This is a genomic window from Rhizobium sp. P44RR-XXIV (assembly GCF_001999485.2).
Classification (GTDB): domain Bacteria; phylum Pseudomonadota; class Alphaproteobacteria; order Rhizobiales; family Rhizobiaceae; genus Rhizobium.
In genome coordinates this window covers 356,383-377,742 of record NZ_MPVZ02000028.1, presented here as the reverse complement: position 1 = coordinate 377,742, position 21,360 = coordinate 356,383, and the positions used below count along the sequence as shown (strand labels likewise).

The 21,360-nt window shown below is 59.6% G+C and carries 20 protein-coding genes; 11 read left to right on the top strand and 9 right to left on the bottom strand.

Features of this window, described 5'->3' with window-relative positions:
- Nucleotides 1–36: 36 nt before the first annotated feature.
- From BSK43_RS18915 to BSK43_RS18905, 3 genes are all read right to left on the bottom strand, one after another.
- Nucleotides 37–1,050, bottom strand: a complete 1,014-nt coding sequence (locus tag BSK43_RS18915; protein WP_077468993.1) for a flagellin — start codon at nucleotides 1,048–1,050, stop codon at nucleotides 37–39.
- A 248-nt stretch (nucleotides 1,051–1,298) separates the two neighbouring features.
- Nucleotides 1,299–4,454 carry an efflux RND transporter permease subunit gene (locus tag BSK43_RS18910; RefSeq protein WP_077468995.1) on the bottom strand — a complete coding sequence of 1,052 codons (3,156 nt, stop codon included), beginning with the start codon at nucleotides 4,452–4,454 and terminating at the stop codon, nucleotides 1,299–1,301.
- A complete protein-coding gene (locus BSK43_RS18905) occupies nucleotides 4,451–5,617 on the bottom strand; it encodes an efflux RND transporter periplasmic adaptor subunit (protein ID WP_077468996.1) in 1,167 nt (388 codons plus the stop codon). The genes BSK43_RS18910 and BSK43_RS18905 overlap by 4 nt, the downstream gene beginning before the upstream one ends.
- A 360-nt stretch (nucleotides 5,618–5,977) precedes the next feature.
- On the opposite strand from BSK43_RS18905, the gene BSK43_RS18900 reads away from it, so the two are divergent.
- Nucleotides 5,978–8,440, top strand: a complete 2,463-nt coding sequence (locus tag BSK43_RS18900) for a UvrD-helicase domain-containing protein (RefSeq protein ID WP_136687104.1) — start codon at nucleotides 5,978–5,980, stop codon at nucleotides 8,438–8,440.
- A gap of 1 nt (nucleotide 8,441) precedes the next feature.
- Here BSK43_RS18900 and BSK43_RS18895 read toward each other — a convergent pair whose 3' ends face one another.
- On the bottom strand, nucleotides 8,442–9,512 hold the full coding sequence (locus BSK43_RS18895; protein ID WP_077468998.1) for a type I restriction endonuclease: 1,071 nt from the start codon (nucleotides 9,510–9,512) through the stop codon (nucleotides 8,442–8,444).
- 197 nt (nucleotides 9,513–9,709) lie between these two features.
- On the bottom strand, nucleotides 9,710–10,033 hold the full coding sequence (locus BSK43_RS18890; protein WP_077469000.1) for a helix-turn-helix domain-containing protein: 324 nt from the start codon (nucleotides 10,031–10,033) through the stop codon (nucleotides 9,710–9,712).
- A gap of 149 nt (nucleotides 10,034–10,182) precedes the next feature.
- Here BSK43_RS18890 and gstA point away from each other — a divergent pair, with 149 nt between their 5' ends.
- The 5 genes from gstA to BSK43_RS18870 all read left to right on the top strand — a co-directional run bounded on the left by gstA (nucleotide 10,183) and on the right by BSK43_RS18870 (nucleotide 14,436).
- Entirely contained in the window at nucleotides 10,183–10,818 is a 636-nt protein-coding gene (gstA, locus tag BSK43_RS18885; RefSeq protein ID WP_077469002.1) for a glutathione transferase GstA, read from the top strand.
- A 429-nt stretch (nucleotides 10,819–11,247) separates the two neighbouring features.
- Nucleotides 11,248–12,534: a sugar MFS transporter gene (locus BSK43_RS18880; protein ID WP_077469003.1), complete on the top strand. Its 1,287-nt coding sequence runs from the start codon at nucleotides 11,248–11,250 to the stop codon at nucleotides 12,532–12,534.
- Between the two features lie 112 nt (nucleotides 12,535–12,646).
- Entirely contained in the window at nucleotides 12,647–13,270 is a 624-nt protein-coding gene (gene pncA, locus BSK43_RS18875; protein WP_077469005.1) for a bifunctional nicotinamidase/pyrazinamidase, read from the top strand.
- Nucleotides 13,271–13,351: 81 nt separating this feature from the next.
- On the top strand, nucleotides 13,352–13,477 hold the full coding sequence (locus BSK43_RS36000) for a hypothetical protein (RefSeq protein ID WP_281406642.1): 126 nt from the start codon (nucleotides 13,352–13,354) through the stop codon (nucleotides 13,475–13,477).
- Nucleotides 13,462–14,436: a glycosyltransferase family 1 protein gene (locus BSK43_RS18870; RefSeq protein ID WP_246662636.1), complete on the top strand. Its 975-nt coding sequence runs from the start codon at nucleotides 13,462–13,464 to the stop codon at nucleotides 14,434–14,436. The genes BSK43_RS36000 and BSK43_RS18870 overlap by 16 nt, the downstream gene beginning before the upstream one ends.
- A gap of 6 nt (nucleotides 14,437–14,442) precedes the next feature.
- Here BSK43_RS18870 and BSK43_RS18865 read toward each other — a convergent pair whose 3' ends face one another.
- The 3 genes from BSK43_RS18865 to gcvA form a co-directional block, all read right to left on the bottom strand.
- Entirely contained in the window at nucleotides 14,443–15,840 is a 1,398-nt protein-coding gene (locus BSK43_RS18865; protein WP_077469375.1) for a hypothetical protein, read from the bottom strand.
- 97 nt (nucleotides 15,841–15,937) lie between these two features.
- Nucleotides 15,938–16,087 carry a helix-turn-helix domain-containing protein gene (locus BSK43_RS35995; protein WP_281406656.1) on the bottom strand — a complete coding sequence of 50 codons (150 nt, stop codon included), beginning with the start codon at nucleotides 16,085–16,087 and terminating at the stop codon, nucleotides 15,938–15,940.
- Between the two features lie 28 nt (nucleotides 16,088–16,115).
- Complete coding sequence (gene gcvA / locus BSK43_RS18855) at nucleotides 16,116–17,006, bottom strand: transcriptional regulator GcvA (protein WP_077469009.1); 891 nt, start codon at nucleotides 17,004–17,006, stop codon at nucleotides 16,116–16,118.
- 123 nt (nucleotides 17,007–17,129) lie between these two features.
- On the opposite strand from gcvA, the gene BSK43_RS18850 reads away from it, so the two are divergent.
- The 3 genes from BSK43_RS18850 (at nucleotide 17,130) to panB (ending at nucleotide 19,810) form a co-directional block, all read left to right on the top strand.
- Nucleotides 17,130–17,834: an SDR family oxidoreductase gene (locus tag BSK43_RS18850; RefSeq protein ID WP_077469010.1), complete on the top strand. Its 705-nt coding sequence runs from the start codon at nucleotides 17,130–17,132 to the stop codon at nucleotides 17,832–17,834.
- 277 nt (nucleotides 17,835–18,111) lie between these two features.
- Nucleotides 18,112–18,987 carry a pantoate--beta-alanine ligase gene (panC, locus tag BSK43_RS18845; protein WP_077469012.1) on the top strand — a complete coding sequence of 292 codons (876 nt, stop codon included), beginning with the start codon at nucleotides 18,112–18,114 and terminating at the stop codon, nucleotides 18,985–18,987.
- 1 nt (nucleotide 18,988) lies between these two features.
- Nucleotides 18,989–19,810: a 3-methyl-2-oxobutanoate hydroxymethyltransferase gene (panB, locus tag BSK43_RS18840; RefSeq protein WP_077469014.1), complete on the top strand. Its 822-nt coding sequence runs from the start codon at nucleotides 18,989–18,991 to the stop codon at nucleotides 19,808–19,810.
- A 7-nt stretch (nucleotides 19,811–19,817) separates the two neighbouring features.
- Here the strand turns inward: panB and BSK43_RS18835 are convergent, their stop codons facing one another.
- A complete protein-coding gene (locus BSK43_RS18835; protein ID WP_077469016.1) occupies nucleotides 19,818–20,069 on the bottom strand; it encodes a DUF2164 domain-containing protein in 252 nt (83 codons plus the stop codon).
- Between the two features lie 244 nt (nucleotides 20,070–20,313).
- On the opposite strand from BSK43_RS18835, the gene BSK43_RS18830 reads away from it, so the two are divergent.
- Nucleotides 20,314–21,036 carry an AzlC family ABC transporter permease gene (locus BSK43_RS18830; protein WP_077469018.1) on the top strand — a complete coding sequence of 241 codons (723 nt, stop codon included), beginning with the start codon at nucleotides 20,314–20,316 and terminating at the stop codon, nucleotides 21,034–21,036.
- 2 nt (nucleotides 21,037–21,038) lie between these two features.
- Entirely contained in the window at nucleotides 21,039–21,350 is a 312-nt protein-coding gene (locus tag BSK43_RS18825; protein ID WP_077469019.1) for an AzlD family protein, read from the top strand.
- Nucleotides 21,351–21,360: the final 10 nt, after the last annotated feature.

Genomic DNA, 21,360 nt, shown 5'->3' with positions numbered 1-21,360 from the left:
CATCAATCGCCGCCCCGAGATCCCGAGGGTCGACGATCAGAGATTCTGGAAGAGCTGCAGTACGGTATTGTAGCTCGCATTGGCGATCGAGAGTGACTGCAGTCCGAGCTGCTGCTGCGTCTGCAACGCCAGGACCTTGCTGGACTGCTGCTCCATATCGGCGTCCACGAGCTTGCCGACGCCGCTGGTCAGCGAATCGCTGAGCTGCTGGGCGAACGCCGTCTGCAGGCCGATGCGGGATTCGAGAGAACCGAAGGCGGAGCCGATTGTGTTCAACTGCTGCAGCATCCCCGTCACGGTGTTGACCATATCGGTCAGGGCACCCTTCGTCGTATTGGCATCGAGCGAGATTTCGACCTGGCCGCTCGTATTGCCGTTCTTGCTGCCGATCAGCACATAATTCTTGGCAGAACCGGCGGCGGTGGCAAAGGCAGTCGAAGTCAGTACGCCATATCCGCCTGAGCCGCTCGACTGATCGTCGATCAGGTAACGCGCATCGCTTGAGGTGATGGTCCCGCTCGTCGACGTCACGCCTTCGTAGTTCAGCATGCCGATCGAGACGGTTCCATTGCTGCCGCGGATGAGAGAACCGGGAACCTGGTGCGGCTTTGTCGGGTCGGTGCCATCCTGCAGCACGGTCCAGTTGACGCCGTTGAAGGTCGCCGACTCCCCGACATTGCGCAACTGCTGCTTGAGCTGCGTGATCTCATCGTTGAGCTTGGTCCTGTCGACGCTCGTCTCGTAGGCGCTGACCAGCTTCGTCCGGATCTGCGTCACGACGTCGATCGCGCTGCTGACGCCCGTGGACGCGGTATTGACCGTGGACGCCGCAAGGCCAAGTGCATCCTGCACCGATGAGATCGCGCCGATGTCGGTATGCGTCAAAACCGAGATTTTCCAGTAGGTAGCGTTGTCATTGGCCGTCTGCACCCGCAGTCCGGACGACATCTGCCGCTCCGCATTGGTCAATTTTGCCTGGGTGTTCTTCAACACTTCCAGCGCTGTATTCACAGAGGGACTGACCCTGATGAAGGTCGAAAAAATACTCACGGCACACGAACTCCGGACGCAACAATACGCAACAAATACTGGGAGACATCGGAACCTTGCCGCGGGCGCTCATGCACGCGGGCCGAGAGTATCGGCGGACGAGGAGCCAGGCAAAAACAACACCCGAACTCCAGCGGTTACATGCCGCTATGATTAGCAAACACGCTTAATAAACCGCTAATCGGAACGTATGATTTACCATAAATGAGAGCGTGGGACGAAGAGAAAGCAACTCATCCGTGCCGCCTTCATTCCGCAGCCCTCAGATTGGCAAGCTTCGAACGAAGTGCGGCATCCGACATCTCATCATGCAAGCGCTGCTCCTCGTGGGTTTGTGGCTTCGCAAAGCGGGCAATGAGGAGATAGGCGACGGGCGTGATGTAGAGCGTCACCAATGTTGCAAAACCTAGCCCGCCGACGATCACCCAGCCGAGCGCTACGCGCGCCTCCGCACCGGCCCCTTCGGCAAACACCAGCGGCACGCCGCCGAGGATGGTCGCGATCATGGTCATCATGACGGGGCGCAGACGCAGCGCACAGGCCTTCTCGATCGCCTCGCGCACACCCTCGCCCTTGTCGCGGAGCTGGTTGGCGAATTCGACGATCAGGATACCGTTCTTCGCCATGACGCCCACGAGCAGCACCAGCCCGATCTGGCTGTAAATGTTGAGGCTGGAACCGGTAATGACCAGTGCGAAGACCGCGCAGGCAAGGCCCAGCGGTACCGTGGACATGATGATCAGCGACGACAACACGCTTTCAAACTGCGCAGCCAGCACGAGGAAGATGATTACGATGGCAAAGCCGAAGGTCAGCGCCATGCCGCTGGAATTCTCCTCCAGCGTCGCCGCTTCGGCCAGCGGCATCAGCCGCGCGCCGGGCGGCAATAGCGGCGTCGCGATCCGCGTTACCTCTTCCACGGCTTGTCCAAGCGACATGCCGTTCTTGAGGCCGGCGGTGATTGCAACCGAGGCCAGCTGCTGCTCGCGGGTCAACTGCGGCGCAACGGCATTCTCCTTCAACGATGCGATCACCGACATCGGCACGATCTTGCCATCGCCCGTTTTCAGGAAGACGTTTTCAAGATCCGTGGGATCATCGATCGGACGCATCGTCGAGGTGAGCAGCACCGGATAGGATTCGCCGGCAACGAAGACATCGACGACGGAACGCCCTTCCAGCAGCGACTGCAACGCCACCGAAAGGCCCGCTATGTCGACCCCGAGATCGGAGGCGCGCTCGCGGTCGATGGCGACCGAGACCTGGGCCTGCGTCGGCTCGTTGTTGAGCCGTGGCGTGTCGAACTGTCCCGTCGCGTCAAGCGCCTGCACCAGCTTCAGTGCCGATTCCGTCAGCGCCTCGTGATTGTTGCCGATGAGCGCCATCTGCACGCCGCTGCCTGCGCCGCGGATGCGCAGGCTGTTTGCCTGGACGACGTTGCCGCGAAGAGCCGGCACATTGGCCATGGCGCGATTGATGTCGGAAACGATGTCCTGCTGCGTGCGATGGCGTTCGCTCCAGGGCGCGAGCGTCAGCACCATGAAGCCGCTGTTCTTCTGGCTGTTCATGCCGGAGATTGCATAGATGTTGCGGATATCGCCGCTATCCATCAGCGGCTGCAGCCGCTCCTCGACGCGCTGCAGCTGATCCTTCGTATAATCGAGCCCCGCTCCCTGCGGCGTCGTCAGGCGCAGCATGACCATGGCCCGATCTTCCGTGGGCGTCAGTTCGCTTTTGACATTCATGAATGCCAGGACGGCGGCAGCCGAGAACAGCGCACAGAAGACGATGACCACAAGTGGCCCATTGAGACAGGCCCGCAGCGTGCGACGATAGACACTGGCGAAGAGTTCGCCGAAACGGCCAAGCATGCCGTGATCCTCGCGCATCTCCTTGGTCAGCATCCGCGAGGCAAGCATCGGGCAAAGCGTCAATGCGACGATGGACGACAGGCCGACCGAGAAGGCGAGCACGAAACCGAACTCGCGGAACAGGCCACCTACTTGCCCCGGCAGGAACGACAGCGGAATGAAAACCGCGGCAAGCGTCGCAGTCGTCGCGATGACGGCGAAGAACACTTCGCGTGTGCCAAGCACCGCGGCCGCCCGCGGCCCGATCTTCTCGGACCTTCGGCGCACGATATTCTCAAGCACGACGATGGCGTCGTCGACCACAAGGCCGGTGGCCAGCACGATAGCCAGGAGCGTCAGGATGTTGATCGAGAAGCCGACCATGTAGAGTGCGGCAAGCGTGCCCGTCAGCGCCACCGGCATGGTGACGACCGGGATCAGCGTTGCCCGCCAGTCACGCAGGAAGAGGTAGATAACAACAGTGACGATCAGGGCCGACAGGATGAGCGCCAGCACGACCTCGTGGATCGCCCCCTGAATGAACACGGCGTCATCGCTGGTAATCGCGATGCGTGTTCCTTCCGGAAGCGTCTTCGCCAGCTGTGCGACGACGGCTTTTACGCCCTCGGAAATATTCAGCGTATTCGACTGCGCCTGCCGGATGATGCCAAGGCCAACGCCCTGCACGCCGTTGGAGCGCAGAGCGGTCGTCCCGTCGCGCGGACCGAGCGTCACGGTGGCGACATCCGCGAGCCGCACACGGTCTTTAATGATCAGCCGCGCAAATTCCTCCGGCGTCTGTAGCGCAGCGGTGGCACGCACGACGATATCCTGGCGCGCACTCTTCAGCGATCCCGCCGGCACATCGAGGGCCGCAGTCGCAAGCGCCGTCGTCAGATCGCCGATCGTCAGACCTCGCCCGGCCAGCGCTGCCTGATCGACATCGATGCGGAAGACCTTCTCCTGATCGCCGTAAAGCTCGACATCGGCAACGCCTTCCACCGAAGCCAGCCGGTCGGTGATCTCCTTGTCGACGAGCTGGGTCAGGTCATCCATCGTCAGCGTATTGGAGGTGACGGCAAGGCGCATGATCGGCTGCGAATCCGAATCCGCCTTGACGATCTGCGGTGCATCGGCCTGATCCGGCAATTGCTCGGTGATACGGCCGATCGCATCGCGCACGTCGTTGGCTGCGACGGAAAGATCCGTGGCATCGGAAAACTCCAGCGTCACCCTGCTCTGCCCGAAGGAAGAGCTGGAGGAGACCGATTTCAACCCGCTGACGCGTGCAACCGCGCCTTCTATGACCTTGGTCAGCTCCTGGTCGATCGTCTGCGGTGACGCGCCGTCGAACACGGTTCTGACCGTGACGACGGGACGGTCGACGTCAGGCAATTCGCGCACTTCGACGCCGAAATAGGCGGCAAGGCCGGCAACGATCAGCAGCGTATTGAAGACCAACGCCAGGATCGGCCGGCGCACGAAGATTGCCGTGAATGACTGCTTGCCGTGGCTAGCGCCGGCTTCGGTCACATCATCATTGTGGCCGGTCATTGGGTGATGACCTCCGTGGCCTGGGCGAGATCGCGCGCAAAACGCACGTCGCCGCCCTCGGTCACACGCTGCAGCCCCTCGATGACGATGGGATCACCATCGCGAAGATCACCCTTGACCAGGACGGCATCGGGATTGCGTTGCACGATGCTGACCCGCACCTTCGACGACTTGCCGTTGGCAACGCGCCAGACATGGGCGCCCTCCCCATCCCATTGCACGGCAAGCGGATCGACGGACGGATAGGTATCGCCGGCAAAGCGCATGCCGACGTTGAAGGACATGCCGGCGCGGAGTTCATCGGCGGCATTGTCGATGCGCGCGCGAATGCGCAGGGTCCGGCTGGCGCCGTCGACGCGATTGTCCACCGCCTCGACAGCGCCCGTGAAGACGCGCCCCGGCAGCGCAACCGATGTCGCTTCGACGGGCTGATCGACCTTGACCGTGTTGGCGAAGCGTTCCGGCACCCAGTAGTCCACCAGGATCTCGGAGCGATCATCCAGCATGACGATGCTCGTTGCCGTCGTCACGTTATCGCCGACGACAACGGGCACGATGCCGACGATGCCGTCGATCGGCGCAACGACGTCGCGGCGCTTCAGCGCCAGCTCCGCCGATTGCAGCGCGAGTTTCGCCCCCTGCTCGACGATCTCGGCATCGAAGACATCCATGCGCGAGACGCTGGATTTGATATTGCGATAAAGCTGAGATTTCTCGGAGGCGCTCTTCAGCGCCACTTCCGCCTGGCCGCGGGCAATGATCTGCTCGTCATCGTCGAGGCGCGCCAGCACCTGCCCCTGCTTCACGCGGTCGCCGGATTTGATGAGGACTTCACGGATCGTGCCGGCCGCCTGCGGCATGACGACCACGGAACGGATGGCATCGCCGGTGCCGATCGCGCTCAGCCGATCATTGACGATGGCGCCCACCACTGGCTCGGTGACCACCAACGGCACATTCTGCCCGCGCCGCCCTGCGTTATTGGCCGCATCCGCCTGCTTCCCGCCACTGTTGTTCTTGCCGGGCGCAAGGACCACCACAGCAGCCTCGGGAACACCGGCCCCCCGCAACAGGTTGGCTGCGCCCGGCACAAAAGCCACGGCGGCGGCAAGACCTGCCAGCAATAAGAAAAAACACAAGGAAAGTTGCTTCCAGGCGGTCATGTACGTCTCCGGCTCTTCGTGTCAGAGGCGATGAAATCGCGTCGTCAGTTCAATATGGCCTCATTTCGCCAAGCGCACTTACTGAGGCCAAGTTCGGGTCGGCGGTGGTATAACGCACGATTGTGCCCGATTTGCTGCAATATCGTTTTTTTATACATATGCAGCAAGCTTTGCTGCCGATTATGACGAAGTTGTAATCTTTTCGCGGACAACGAGGCGTTTCATTCGTAGCCCAACGTCGCCTTTCGGACACTGAAATGGCGTCTCCCTCGCTGCTTTCTCCCTGTGAATGTGCACTTTTTGTTCTATTTTCGGCCCGTTTCTTTTGCCTTTCAGGGTAGAATCATTACATTGGGCCGCATGACCATCGGACATGACGACATTCCCTTCTTTGACGAGGAGCCGGAGCACCTGGCACCACGCCGCGCTGCGCCGGAGACCGGCAGCATCGGCGGCGGCATGCGGCCCGTGCCATGCGGCACGCGACAGCGGCCGCGGCCGGACTATCTTTCGGGCCTCAACCCGGAGCAGGCCGAAGCGGTCGAAACCCTCGACGGCCCCGTTCTGGTGCTTGCCGGCGCGGGCACCGGCAAGACGCGCGTGCTGACGACCCGTATCGCCCATATCCTGTCCACCAACCGCGCCTTCCCCAGCCAGATCCTTGCCGTCACCTTCACCAACAAGGCGGCGCGCGAGATGAAGGAACGCGTTGCCCTGCTCGTCGGCGGCGCCGTCGAGGGCATGCCATGGCTCGGCACCTTCCACTCGATTGGCGTCAAGCTGCTGCGCCGTCATGCCGAACTGGTGGGCCTCTCCTCCAGCTTCACCATTCTCGATACCGACGACGTTACCCGCCTGATCAAGCAGTTAATCCAGGCAGAGGGCATCGACGACAAGCGCTGGCCGGCCAAGCAATTCGCCGGCATGATCGACACCTGGAAGAACAAAGGCCTCAGCCCGGCCGAGATTCCGGAGGGCGATGCCCGCGCCTTTGCCAATGGCAAGGGCCGCGAACTCTACGCCGCCTACCAGAACCGCCTGAAGACGCTGAATGCTTGTGACTTCGGCGACCTTTTGCTGCATCCGATCAACATGTTCCGGCAGAATCCGGATGTGCTGAAGGATTATCACCAACGCTTCCGCTATATCCTCGTCGACGAGTATCAGGATACCAACACGGCGCAATATATGTGGTTGCGCCTCCTGGCGCAGCGGCCGAAGGGCGAGTTGCAGAACGTCTGCTGCGTCGGTGACGACGACCAGTCGATCTATGGCTGGCGCGGTGCCGAGGTGGACAATATCCTTCGCTTCGAGAAGGATTTTCCTGGCGCCAAGGTGATCAAGCTCGAGCGCAACTATCGCTCGACCGAGCATATTCTCGGAGCTGCGGCCCATCTGATTTCCCATAATGAAGGCCGGCTCGGCAAGACGCTGTTTACCGACCGTTCCGATCCCGAAGATATCAAGGTGCAGGTGCACGCCTCCTGGGATTCCGAGGAAGAAGCCCGCGCCATCGGCGAGGAGATCGAGCAGCTTCAGCGTAACCAGCACAGACTGAACGACATGGCGATCCTGGTGCGCGCCTCCTTCCAGATGCGCGAATTCGAAGATCGCTTCGTCACGCTCGGCCTCAACTACCGAGTCGTCGGTGGCCCCCGCTTCTATGAGCGTCTTGAAATCCGCGACGCCATGGCCTATTTCCGCCTGGTCTGCCAGCCCGCCGACGACCTCGCCTTCGAGCGCATCGTCAACACGCCGAAGCGCGGCCTTGGCGACACCACCATACGCGCACTGCACGATTATGCCCGCGCTCGCAACATCCCGATGCTGGCGGCAGCAGCCGACATCATCGAGACCGACGAGATGAAGCCGAAGCCGCGCAAGGCGCTATTCGACGTCGTGCAGTCCTTCCGCCGCTGGCAGGGCCTGCTCGAAAATACCCCGCATACCGACCTTGCCGAGCAGATCCTCGAAGAGTCCGGCTATACGGACATGTGGAAAAACGACAAATCGGCGGAAGCGCCCGGACGGCTGGAAAACCTGAAGGAACTCATCCGCTCGATGGACAGCTTCGAATCCATGCGCGGGTTCCTGGAGCATGTCGCGCTCGTTATGGATGTCGAGCAGAACGAAAATCTCGATGCCGTCTCGATCATGACGCTGCACTCCGCCAAGGGCCTGGAATTCGAAACCGTTTTCCTGCCCGGCTGGGAGGAAGGCCTTTTCCCGCATCAGCGCTCGCTGGACGAAAGCGGCCGTGCCGGCCTGGAGGAGGAACGCCGCCTCGCCTATGTCGGCCTCACCCGCGCCAAGCGCCGCTGCCACATCTGGTTCGTCTCCAACCGCCGCATCCACGGCCTATGGCAGTCGACCATCCCTTCGCGCTTCCTGGACGAACTGCCGATCACCCATGTCGAAGTCGCCGAAGTCGAGCAATCCTACGGCGGTTACGGCCGTGGCGGCTATGGCCAGTCGCGCTTCGACAAGGCCGAACCCTTCGCCAACTCCTACTCGACCCCAGGCTGGAAACGCGCCCAGGCCAACAAGACTGACGCCACCCGCGACAATTGGGGCTCTCGCTCCGGCCACGCCGTCGAACGCATCGGCTATGGCGAAAGCGGCCCGAAGACCCGCACCATCGACGGCGAGCTGGTGGCCAAATCCACCTCTGCCGAACCTTCGAAGTTCATGGTCGGCGACCGCGTCTTCCACATCAAATTCGGCAACGGCAATGTGTCAGGGATCGAAGGCAACAAGCTGACGATTGAGTTCGATCGGGCGGGGCAGAAAAGAGTGCTGGATGGGTTTGTGGAGAGGGTGTGAATCAAGAAGCAACGTACGACTGGATTACAGCGTGTATTTGCGCTTTGGCCTTAAAGATATCTGCAGTTTGCGTAATATCAAACCGAGATCCAACTTTCTCAGCATCGAAGATCGTGAGAAATTTGGTTTTGGAATTAAAATGTAGTCTGACAATCGGTTTACGATTGTTGTCGTCGAAATTGATGCCACAATAGGATTTTTGATCACGCATGACAATTCGCGAGACATCCGCCAGTTCTGCTCCGATTGCTCTGACAATATTAAATCCGTCAATTTCCTCTTGGGTTGTCTCGATACCGTCGCCTTCGTCATTGATTTGAGTGACCGAATCTACGTCCTTTATCGTCGGAATATTCACATTCTCGTTGAATGCAGCACTTAATTTCTTTTGGATTTTCTGACGAACGAGATCTTCGAACGCCCGTTTAATAATCGGCTTGAATTCAGCAACGACGGTTGCAGTGAGCTTGCCGTCATGTATTTCCTTTGAAATGAGCCGAACGAACTCGTCATCAGGATCGTTGAATTGTGCTTCTATGCAGCTAATCGTCGCCTTCATCCGTTTGAGAATACTGGCCGAGCTTTTAATGTCTTCAATCGAAAATTTTTCTTTGTGAAATTTTTCGAGTTCCTTCAGATCGTTATCGTCGTAGTCGAAAAGATCGAATTTAAAGAACGGATTGCTATCAAGTTTGTTGGGCGCATCAAGATCGGTAAAAAACCAGATTTGTATGCCATTCGTGAGGATCGCAATTGAGCAATCGGTCGTCGAAAAATACCGATAAAGCTGGCTGTATTGGGCCTGCGAAAGATTCGCACTAACAGCCTTCGCTTCCAGAATGAATTCAATCCGGTCATTTATCTTTACAGCATAATCGACCTTCTCTCCCTTTTTCAAACCAACATCAGCTATAAATTCCGGCACAATTTGTGTTGGATCAAAAACATCAAAACCAAGCGTGCGCAGAAATGGCATAACAAGAGCGTTCTTTGTCGCTTCTTCAGTAAGAGCGATATTCTGCGCAGAAATCGCGCGCTTCGATAGTTCCGCAACTTGTTCCTTGAACGACATACTAGCTCCCAAATTCGATCCCCAACAAAACAATATTATATTTGTCGCCGGATGCAATCGATGCGAGCGTATATTTTTGATTGAGTTTACCTACAGGGCCGATACCAAATATAGCGTGTAGTCCATCGCCGTTAAAAACTCGGAACTCACGATATCTTCCCTGTTCCCATGCGCTCCCTCAAAGCGAAAAGCCAAACTCAAGCCGCAGCCCGATCCTTCAGCCACAGCCCAAACTCCTTGACCACCGCCACCACCTTCTCCAAACGGCATCCGTCCTCAGTCAGCGAATACTCGACCTTCACGGGAACAGTCGGATAGACCGTGCGCTTGATGAGACCCGCCTCCTCCAGCGCGCGCAGGTCCAAGGTCAGCATTCTCTGCGAAATGCCCGGCATCAGTCGCCGCAACTCGTTGAAGCGTTGTGGACCATCGACCAGATAGGAGACGATGAGCAGCCGCCAGCGGCCTCCCAGCAAATGCATCGCCTCCTCGACGGAGCAGCCTGTGACGGTCTTTTTCATCGGATATACCTCATGTGCATGCCGGTATAATTTTTGTACCTAGATGTCAAACTTTTCCGTTCTTACTATTCCATACCAATCGGACTACATGGATCGGCGACCACCTTTCCAAGCGAAAACTGGCACCGGAAACACCATGGAGACCCCTGATGAAATTGTACTATCTGCCCGCAAGCTGCTCGCTCTCGCCCCATATTGTCGTCAACGAACTCGGCCTCGACGTGGAGCTGATCAAGGTCGATCACACCAGCCACAAGACCGAGACGGGACTGAATTTCTACGACATCAACCCGCACGGCTATGTCCCCCTTCTCGAACTTGCCGATGGCAATCTCCTGCGGGAGGGGCCGGCCATCGTTCAATATCTGGCGGATCTGAGGCCTGAATCCGGGCTGGCTGCCGCCGCCGGCACGATGGAGCGCTACAAGCTGCAGGAGATGCTGGGCTTCCTGTCGACTGAAATCCACAAAGGCTTCATTCCCCTTCTCTATGCGCGGCTGGCGGGAAACTATGTCGAGACCGCGAGGCCGAAACTCGAGACGCGATATCAATGGATCAACGAGCATCTTGCCGACCGCCCCTTCCTGATGGGTGACAGGTTCACGGTTGCCGATGCCTATCTGTTTGCGCTCACCGGCTGGGGCCAGGCCGCCTGGCTCAAGTCGTACTACAAGGCCGGCATCCACTTCGACGGGCTGCGCAATCTCGAAGCCTGGTATGAGCGCATGAGGCAGCGCGACTCCGTGCGGAAGTCTATAAAGGAAGAAGGATTAGCGTTCGATTGATCTGGGCGAATGCCGCCCTTCGGCTCGGGAGATCGGTGGGCGGTCGCCCTTCTCATAAGTCCGGAGAATGTCCTTGTCTTTCGGTCGCGCGATAGCCGGGCGCGGCCATATCCATCGTAAATCCTGCATCAAAATAGTTTATCGGGCGGCAGACAAAATTCTCTGCTAGACTTCAAAAAGACGTTTGCAACGCGATCCGGCTTTTACTGTAAGCGCATCCCGGTTCCAACAACCCTGCCCTGCAAAATCCGCATCGCTAGCATGCTACCAATATAGGCCTAATCGATTATATCGACCTTAGTGGCTTCGGGATTCCGCACCTCCCGCGATATCTCGGCAAGCCGCTACCAGCCTGTCTTTCGGCCCGTTCGGGCTCACCGCCCGGGTCGAACAGCGAAGCCTGGTAAAACTAGAACCGAGGATAAAAAAGTGGCTGGCTCAGCAACAAGCTCTGCGTCTACCAGCGCGCGTGCATCCGCACGCCAAGGCCAGGGCAACTACCAATTCGCGCTTATCGCACTCACCTCACTCTTTTTTATGTGGGGCTTCATCACCTGCCTGAACGACATTCTGGTGCCGCACCTGAAGAGCGTCTTTCAGCTCAATTATACCCAGTCGATGCTGATCCAGCTCTGCTTCTTCGGTGCGTACTTCATCGTATCACTGCCGGCTGGAGCGCTTGTGAAGCGCATCACCTATAAATGGGGCATTGTCGTCGGCCTTACCATTGCAGCAGTCGGCTGCGCGCTCTTCATCCCGGCCGCCAGCTATCGCGTCTATGCACTCTTCCTAGGAGCCCTCTTCGTGCTTGCCACCGGTATCACGATCCTCCAGGTCGCCGCCAATCCCTATGTCACCGTATTGGGACCACCCGATACCGCCGCAAGCCGTCTGAACCTGACACAGGCTTTCAATTCGCTCGGCACGACGATCGCACCGCTCTTCGGCGCCATGCTGATCCTGTCGGCCGCAACCGTTGCCGCCACCAACGCCACACCGGAACAGCTCGACGCCATCAGACTTGCCGAAGCCAGCGCAGTGAAATTCCCCTACCTGCTGCTTGCCGTCGCCTTCCTGGTGTTGGCCGCCGTCTTCGCGGCCCTGAAACTGCCTGAGGTCGAGGATGAGGAAACCGTCGAGCCGATGCGCGGCGGCGGTTCTGCCTGGCAATATCGCCATCTCGTGCTCGGCGCTGTCGGCATATTTCTCTATGTCGGCGCCGAAGTCAGCGTCGGCAGCTTCCTCGTCAACTTCCTGAGCCAGCCGGATATTGCCCACCTCTCCGAGGCGGATGCCGCTCACTACGTCTCCTATTTTTGGGGCGGCGCCATGATCGGCCGTTTCGTCGGGGCACTAATCATGCGTCATGTAGACGATGGCAAGGCGCTCGCCTTCAATGCCGCCGTGGTCATCATCCTGCTCGCGGTCACCGTGCTGACGACAGGCCACGTTGCCATGTGGTCCGTACTGGCGATCGGCCTCTTCAACTCCATCATGTTCCCGACGATCTTCAGCCTGGCGCTGCATGGTCTCGGCAAATACACGAGCCAGGGCTCGGGTATCCTGTGCCTGGCCATTGTCGGCGGCGCCATCCTGCCGATGATCCAGGGCGGCCTTGCCGATACCATCGGCATCCACCTCGCCTTCCTGATGCCGATCATCTGCTACGTCTACATCGCCTTCTACGGCCTCAAGGGCCACAAGCCCGTCGCGTAAGCCTTTGCAAACCATCGCGCCTCGCTGCCTTGATCGGCGGGGCGCAAAAGGCTTGATCCAAAGCTCGTCACTTGGCATCGTGCAGTGCAACAAGGACGGAAGGACAGGCCTCATGAAAGCACTGCTGCTCATCGACATCCAGAACGGCTTCTGCCCCGGCGGCAATCTTCCGGTCCCGGACGGTGATCAGGTGGTGTCAGTCGCCAACAGGCTCATCGATAGCGGCAAATACGATCTGATCGTTGCATCGCAGGACTGGCATCCCGCCGGTCATGGCAGCTTCGCCTCGGCCCATCACGGCAAGAAGCCTTTCGAGATGGGCATGCTCTCGGGCAAGCCGCAGATGATGTGGCCGGACCATTGCGTCCAGAATACTGAAGACGCCCAATTCCATCCCGCTCTTCATACCGATCGCATCGATTTCATCCAGCAGAAGGGCCAGAACCCGGCCGTCGACAGTTATTCCGCCTTCCGCGACAACGATCAGGCAGCGCTGACCGGACTTGCCGCACATCTGCGCGCTGAAGGCGTCACCGAGCTCGATCTCTGCGGTCTGGCAACGGATTATTGCGTGAAGTTCTCGGCACTCGACGCAGTCGAGATGCTACCCGGCGTCAAAATCCGTTTCATCGAGGATGCAAGCCGTGGCATCGACCCGGTTGGCGTCAAAGCCGCTATCGACGAAATGCGGACGCGTGGTGTCACGATTGTCAGCAGTGCGGACGCGCTCGCCTGAAATCAAGTACGCAGAGCTAAACCTTCCCTAAGGAAAATCATGCAAGCTGTTCCCGATCAATAAGATTTCGGGACCTATCGCGTGCAATCGATCACCATAAACGGGCGTTTCCTCGGCCAGCCACTTTCCGGCGTGCAGCGCTTTGCCCGCGAGCTGACGCTGCGCTCGACCGCAAGATCGCTGCCGGCGCCGTGCCCGCTGCATTGAAGGGCGCAAGCTGGCGGCTGGCCGTGCCCAACAATACGCCCGTAGACCTTGGACTTTCCGCAATAAAGACCGACAGCTTCGGCTCCGGCCCTGGCCATGTCTGGGAGCAGACGGCACTGCTTTCACGCTCGCGCGGCGACAGGCTGATCGGTTTCGGCGGCAGCGGGCCTCTCCTGCATCGCCGCCAGATGGTCGTCATCCATGACGTCACCATCTTCCGCCACCCGCAATCCTTCAAGCGCAGCTACCGCCTTCTGCATGGCGCGCTCGGCACCGTGCTCACCCGCACCGCCAAGATCGGCACCGTCTCCGAGTTCTCGCGCCAGGAGCTCGCCTCCGTCTTCGGCGTTCCTGCTGCTGGCATCGATGTCGTCTATAACGCCGTCGATCATTTTGCCGCCATCGAGCCGGATGAAACCATCATCGAGCGGCTTGGACTGAAGACGAATGGCTTCTTCCTGCTCGTCGGCACGATGAAGCCGAACAAGAATCTCGATTTCGCCATCCACGCTTTCGAGGCGCTCGGCGACATCAGTCAGAAACTCGTGGTGGTTGGCGGCACCGCCCCAAGCGTGTTCAAGTCGGATGGCCCGCAGTCGAACGATCATTTGCTCTTTCCCGGCCGATTGACGGACGCAGAGATCGCCGCGCTGGAACGCCATGCCACAGCCTTCGTCTTTCCAAGCCTCTATGAAGGTTTCGGCATCCCGCCGCTGGAAGCCATGACGCAGGGCTGCCCGGTGCTCGCGGCCGATATCCCCGCCGTTCGCGAAGCCTCCGGCGATGCCGCGCTCTATTTCGATCCCGTCAGGCAGGACGAGCTTGTCGTCGCCATGCGCAGAATTGCAACAGATGAAGCCCTGCGCGACGATCTGCGGCGTCGTGGCCATGAGAATGTCACCCGCTTTTCCTGGGATGGCAGCGCTGACCGTGTACTGGCCATGCTGGAAGCTCTCTAGGAAACTCTAGGGCCGGACTTGCCGCCGGAACATCGTCACGAAGTAGCTGTAGAGGCCGAGCAGGCAGAAAAGCGCGCCGCCAAACACCCCGACCGACACCGATAGCCACAGCGAATAGTGGAAGCCAGCCGTCGCAAGCACCGGCACGGCGAGACCAATGGCTGCGAGCAAGACCGGCTGCCAAACGAAATCGAACGGCAGTGACACCAGCACCTTCACCCCGATCGCCATCGCGATCAGCGCACCGATCATGCCGCCCGCCATCAATTCCGCATCGCCGAAGGAACCGAGATAGCCGCCCGCCAGGGTGCCGGCGTTCAACAGCACACAATCGAGCAGCGCAAGCAGGAAAATTGCCAGCAACCGATGCCTGAGATGGGCGGGCGTCGGCAGCATATTGGATGTCAGCGCGCGGCATGTGGCAAGCCCGATGACGAAAGGCGCAGCGGCTAGAAACTCGGTGCGGAGCCCTGCGGAAATGACCCACTGCCCCAGAGGCTGCAGCAATGCAAAGATACCGGCCGCCGTCATCAGCGTAAGGCCGGTCAGAAGCGAATAATAATCCCCGAGTTGCTTCCTGAAAGCCGGTGTCGGCCCCTCACGATCATAGGCGGCCACCACATCCGGATACTGAATGGCCTGCAGGGCGGAAACGATCAGCACGAACGGCCGTTGCAGCAGATCGAGCGCCAGCAGCCCGCCGGCTGCTCCACTTGCTCCCAACGTGGCTGTCAGGATGGACTTCAATCCGAGCGGCGCCAGCATACCCATGACCGATGCACTGGCCGCGACGCTGCCATAGACGAAATGCTTGCGAACCAACACCGGCTCGAAGCTTGCGGCTTCGCGCAGGCTGTTGCGGGTCAGAAATGCGGCCCAGAAACCATAGGTGACATAGCCCGCCAACAGGCCAGCGACCGTTGAAGCAAAGGTTGGAGCCACAATTGCACCGGCGAGTGTGCCAACCGCCAGAATGGTGGCGCGCGATCCCTGCAGGCGGGAAAAGACACGAAACTCCTGCCGGAAGCGCAGCATGGTCAGATGCAGGTCGCTGCCACCTTGGAGAATAGCAACCAGACCTCCAAATACGGCAATGTCGCCCGGAACCGAGAAGAAGATCGACGCGGATGCCGCGATCAGGCAGATCGCCGCGCATGCCGCAAACTCGACGCCCAGAGCCTTCCGCTCAAGCGCTTCGCTTCCCGGTGTCGATCCTGGATAGAAGCGGCTGCAGGCGAAGCGGACCCACTCGAAGCAGAAGATCGCGGCAAACTGGCTGATGGTGATGAAGAGTGAATAAGCAGCATAATCTGCAGGCTTAAGCAGATGCGCCACCGCAATCAGCAGCCCGAAGGCCACCGCTGCCTGATAGAAATATGCCGCCAATGCCACGATCTTTGCCATGCAGCCAGCTAACAGCAAAAGATTGAGAAAAGCGCTAATCCCAAAGGGAAGATTCCGGAAGAGGATGACAAGTGCCATTCGTCATTAGGTAGCGGCCTCACTCTTCGAAGATCTCCTCGATCTGCAAGGCAAAAACCCTAGCGACGACGAAGGCAAGCGGCAGGCTGGAATGGTCGCGCTCGTTCTCCACGGCGTTGACAGTCTGCCTGGAGACATCGAGCTTGACTGCAAGCTCGCCCTGGACCAGCAGTGCCGACCTGGGCAGGCCTGCACCGTTATTTCCTCCTCGCCTCTTCGCTCATCCAGGCGATCACGGTCTCGATCGCAGGGGATTTACGATAGCGCGGCCAGACGAGATAGAAGTCGGCAGAGCCGCCGAGCGTACCCTCAACGACCTGCGTCAAACGCCCTTCCTTCATATCCCGTGCGACGAAATCCCGGTTGGCGAGAACGATGCCCTGCCCGGCAATGGCAGCCTCTATCGCATGCGATGTCTGGTTGAAGCTGATCCCCTTGTAGGAAGGCTGCGCCGCCCCTCCGAAATGGGTATCGATGAATTCGGGCCAGGAATTATGGGCGTCGTGAAGGAGCGCATAGCCTGCAAGCTCCTCCGACGTCTTCGGCGGCTCTCGGTCGCGCAGCAGCACGGGGCTGCAAACCGCAATAATTTCCTGTTCGAAAAGCAGTTCGGTCGCCAAGCCCGGCCCAAAAGGCGGACGCCCATAGCGAACCGCAAGATCCACTCCATCCGCCTGAAACCCCGACATGCGCTCGGTGGCGAGGATATGAAGATCGAGATCGGGATGACGGCTCGTAAAATCCGGCAGACGTGGGATCAGCCATTTCGATGCGAATGTCGGCGTGGTGCTGATGGTGAGCCTGACCGGTTGCGGCCGGAGATCACCAGTCGCCTGGGCGATGATTTCAAAGGCGCGCCTGATATCGGCGATATAGCCGCGCCCCTCGCCGGTCAGAACCAGGCTTCGCGGCATCCGTTCGAACAGCTTTACGCCAAGTTCGGCCTCCAGCCCGCGGACCTGCTGCGCCACCGCACCCTGGGTAACTCCGAGTTCCTCGGCAGCCACCCTGAAGCTCAGATGACGCGCCGCCACCTCGAATGCCTTCAAGCCGTTCAGAGAGGGAAGTTTACCGAGTGAGCCGTTCATGCGATAGTTTTTCTACTGACAAATAAGAGTGCAACTGCTTCGCTCTCGTGCGAGGAAAATGATATTTCATCGGCAAGTCTGAAGCAATCAGCCCATCCGGGCAAGACCAAAGAGGAGACGCATATGTCAATAGAAAAAGTCGCGATCATCACCGCGGGCGGCAGCGGCATGGGCGCCGAGAGCGCCAGACGTCTCGCCGCCGACGGGTTCAAGGTGGCTATCCTCTCGTCCTCCGGAAAGGGCGAGGCTCTTGCAGAAGAACTCGGCGGCATCGGCATCACCGGCTCCAACCAGTCCAATGACGACCTCAAGCGCCTGGTCGATGCGACGATGGCAAAGTGGGGACGGATCGATGTGCTCGTCAACAGCGCCGGCCACGGCCCGCGCGCACCGATCCTCGATATCACCGATGAACAATGGCACGCCGGCCTCGACGTCTATCTGATGAACGTCATCCGCTCGGTCCGGCTCGTCGCCCCCATCATGCAGAAGCAGAAGTCCGGCGCGATCGTCAACATCTCCACGGCCTGGACGTTCGAACCCTCCGCAATGTTCCCGACCTCGGCCGTATTCCGCGCAGGCCTTGCTTCTTACACCAAGATATTCGCCGACACCTATGCCGCCGATAATGTGCGGATGAACAACGTGCTGCCCGGCTGGATCGACAGCCTGCCCGCCACCGAAGAGCGCCGCGACAGCGTGCCGATGCAGCGCTACGGCACCAGCGCCGAAATCGCCGCCACCGTCGCCTTCCTCGCCTCCGATGGGGCCGGCTACATCACCGGCCAGAACCTCAAGGTCGACGGCGGATTGACCCGATCGGTATAAGCCCAAAATAAGCCAGCAGTATCATTGTCGCTCTCCCAGGCATTGCTTGGGAGAGCGATATCATTTTGGGCTGCAGAACCTCATATATTTCCCGCTCCGGCAGAATCTGCCACTGCACCGACCTTGCCGAAGCCGTGAGCGGCGGGCGACGCAGGCAAGACACGAAGCGTTCGTTCCCTTGAATTGCCTTTTTGCACTGCACACGTTAGAAGGGCCGCCAAATTATGGGATGGAAATGGGCGGTGTGGGGCGGCGCTGCCTCGGGAGGAGTGCCACGATGGACGTCATCAACACGATAGCGGCACTGCGTGAGAGGCTCGGCGAGCATCGCAAGGCCGGCCAGAGCATCGGCCTGGTGCCGACCATGGGCTATCTGCACGCCGGGCATATGGAACTTGTTTCCCGCGCCAAAGCCGAGAACGACATCGTCGTCACCTCCATTTTCGTCAATCCGCTGCAATTCGGTGCCAATGAAGATCTGGCGAAATACCCGCGCGATCTTGAGCGCGATAGCGCCATGCTGCGAGACGGTGGCGTCGATTTCCTCTTCGCACCTGGCGTCAGCGATATGTATCCCCGCCTGATGGAAACCGTCGTCGACGTGCCGAAGCTTGGAGCAGAACTGGAAGGCGCGGTGCGCCCCGGCCATTTCGCCGGTGTGGCAACGGTCGTCACCAAGCTCTTCAATATCGTCCAGCCGGACAGCGCTTATTTCGGCGAAAAGGACTATCAACAGGTGGCGATCATCCGCCGCATGGCGGAGGATCTGGCGCAACCGGTTCGGGTCGTGCCGGTACCAACAGTCCGTGATGTGGACGGGCTCGCTCTGTCCTCCCGCAACGTGTACCTCTCGAAGGAGGAGCGGGCAGCGGCGGCTATCGTCCCACAGGCACTGGCGGAAGCCGAAAGGCTCTATGATCTCGGCACTGATGATCCCTCTGCATTCGAGGAGGCATTGCGAACTTTCATCGAAAGCGAGCCGCTCGCAACCGCTGAAGTCGCCGCCGTTCGCGATCCCGACACGCTGGAGCAACTGACGAAGCTTCAGGGCCAGCCTGTGCTCATCGCCCTGTTCGTGCGCATCGGCTCCACCCGCCTGCTCGACAACCGCGTGATCGGCCGCAAGCAGGCTGCCGGCGAAAAGGCTGCATGAGATGAGCACAGTAGGACAGACCAAACGCATCACCACAGCCACCATCGAGGCGATGAAGGGCACACGACCGATCGTCAGCCTGACGGCCTATACGACGCCCATCGCCCGGCTGCTTGATCCACACTGCGACCTGCTGCTGGTCGGCGATTCCCTCGGCATGGTGCTCTACGGCATGGAGACCACAGTCGGCGTCACGATGGAAATGATGATTGCCCATGGCCAGGCCGTCATGCGTGGTGTCAAGCATGCCTGCGTCATCGTCGACCTTCCCTTTGGCGCCTATCAGGAATCGAAGGAACAGGCCTTTCGCAATGCCGCGCGCATCCTGAAGGAAACCGGCTGCGACGGCGTGAAGCTCGAGGGTGGCGAGGAGATGGCCGAGACCGTATCCTTCCTCACAGCCCGCGGCGTGCCTGTCTTCGGCCATATCGGTCTCATGCCGCAGCTCGTGAACACCACCGGCGGCTACCGCTCGCTTGGCCGCTCCGAGAAGGAAGCAGACAAGATCCGGCGCGACGCCAGGGCGATTGCCGAGGCCGGTGCTTTCGCGATGGTTGTCGAAGGCACGATCGAACCCCTCGCCCGCGAAATCACCGCTGCAGTCTCCATCCCCACCATCGGCATCGGCGCGTCGGCCGCCTGCGACGGGCAAATCCTCGTCTCCGACGACATGCTTGGCCTGTTCAACGATTTCAAGCCGCGTTTCGTCAAGCATTTTGCCGAATTGGCGCCGGCGATCTCGAAGGCTGTGGAAGCCTATGCTGACGAAGTCAAAGCCCGCAGCTTCCCGGCCCTGGAGCACACGTTTCAACCGAAGAAATGAAGCCGGATCAGCCCTTGGGCGGCTCCTTCTCCAGCAGATAGATCGCCTCGCCGAAATCCTCCATCTTGCTCATCAGAGCCGCGTGCGCGTCGCGCAGACCCTGATTATAGTAATAGGGACCAATCTCGGCGGTGAAGAAATCCAGCAGAAATTCGGTGGGCAATGTGCCGATCGACTGGTCGAGTTCTTCAGAGAAATAGCGCTGAATGCGCGCGACGATCGCTGCCTTTTCTTCCTTGGTGAAGGTGATCTTCTGCATGTTCCGTATCTCCCGATTTGCGAGCAGTCTTGGGGGCTGCTTCAAGGAAATCAATTGATCCATCAAGTAAATTCAATTGCCGCCTCCTGGCGCGCGGCTTACAGCTCCCGCCATTGAACAGCGCTTGGGCGCAGATGCGCAAGCGGCGATCACGGTTGTAAGTCGCGCTCGATCTGTGTGCCGGAACTGCAAACACAGCATCTGGGCCCAGGCACCGGATTTTCCATAAAGGACAGAGCGGACGATGGGTCGCGCGGATTTTATTGACGGGTTGAAGGGCGGCATCCCCGTCGGCCTCGCAACGGCACCTTTCGGCGCCTTGTTCGGTGCCTTGGCGCGCGATCAGGGCATGTCGGTCGGCGAATTGACGCTGATGAGCAGCACGGTCTATGCCGGCGCCAGCCAGATGGTGGGTCTCGATCTCTTTGGTCACAACGTCCAAGCCTGGCTGATCGTGTTGTCGATCCTGGCAGTCAATTTCCGCCACGTACTCTACTCGGCGGCGATCGCCCGCTATATCAGGAGCTTCTCGCTCGTCGAAAAATTCCTCACCTTCTTCTTCCTTGTCGATCCGCAATTTGCCGAAACGATCAAGCGCGACGAAAGCGGCAAGCCCGTAACCTTCGCGTGGTATATCGGCTCCGCGACGATGATCTACATTCCCTGGGTGCTGGCAAGCTTTGCCGGTGGCCTGCTCGGCAGCCTTATCGGCGATCCCAGGTCGATCGGTCTCGATATCCTGCTGCCGATCTATTTCCTCGGCATTGTCATCGGCTTCCGCAAACGTGACAATTTCCTGCCGGTGGTGGTGGCGAGTGCCGCCGCATCGGCCATCGCCCACCGCTACATCGGCTCGCCCTGGCATGTGAGTATCGGCGCCCTGGTAGGCGTCGCCGTCGCCGCGTTCTTGCCGCCGGTGAAGGCGAATCGCAAGCCCGATCTCGCTCGCGAAAACCACGAGGTCTGAGCATGTTCGATTTCAACGCGAATATGGTCCTGCTGATTCTGGCCGCCGCCATCGTGACCTTCCTCACGCGCATCGGCGGCTATATCCTTATCGTCAAGATGACCCGCATTCCGCCGCGCGTCGAAGCCGCGCTGAATGCCGTACCCGCAGCGGTGCTGACGACGCTCGTCGCGCCGGCCTTCTTCATCGGAGGATGGGATACCAAGGTGGGGCTGCTTGCCGCGCTTCTCGTCGGCCTGCGCTACCCCTCGACCTACATGCTGGTCGCGGGATGGATCGTCGTGATGGCGTGGCGACATTCGATCGGCACCTAACCCGTCGTAA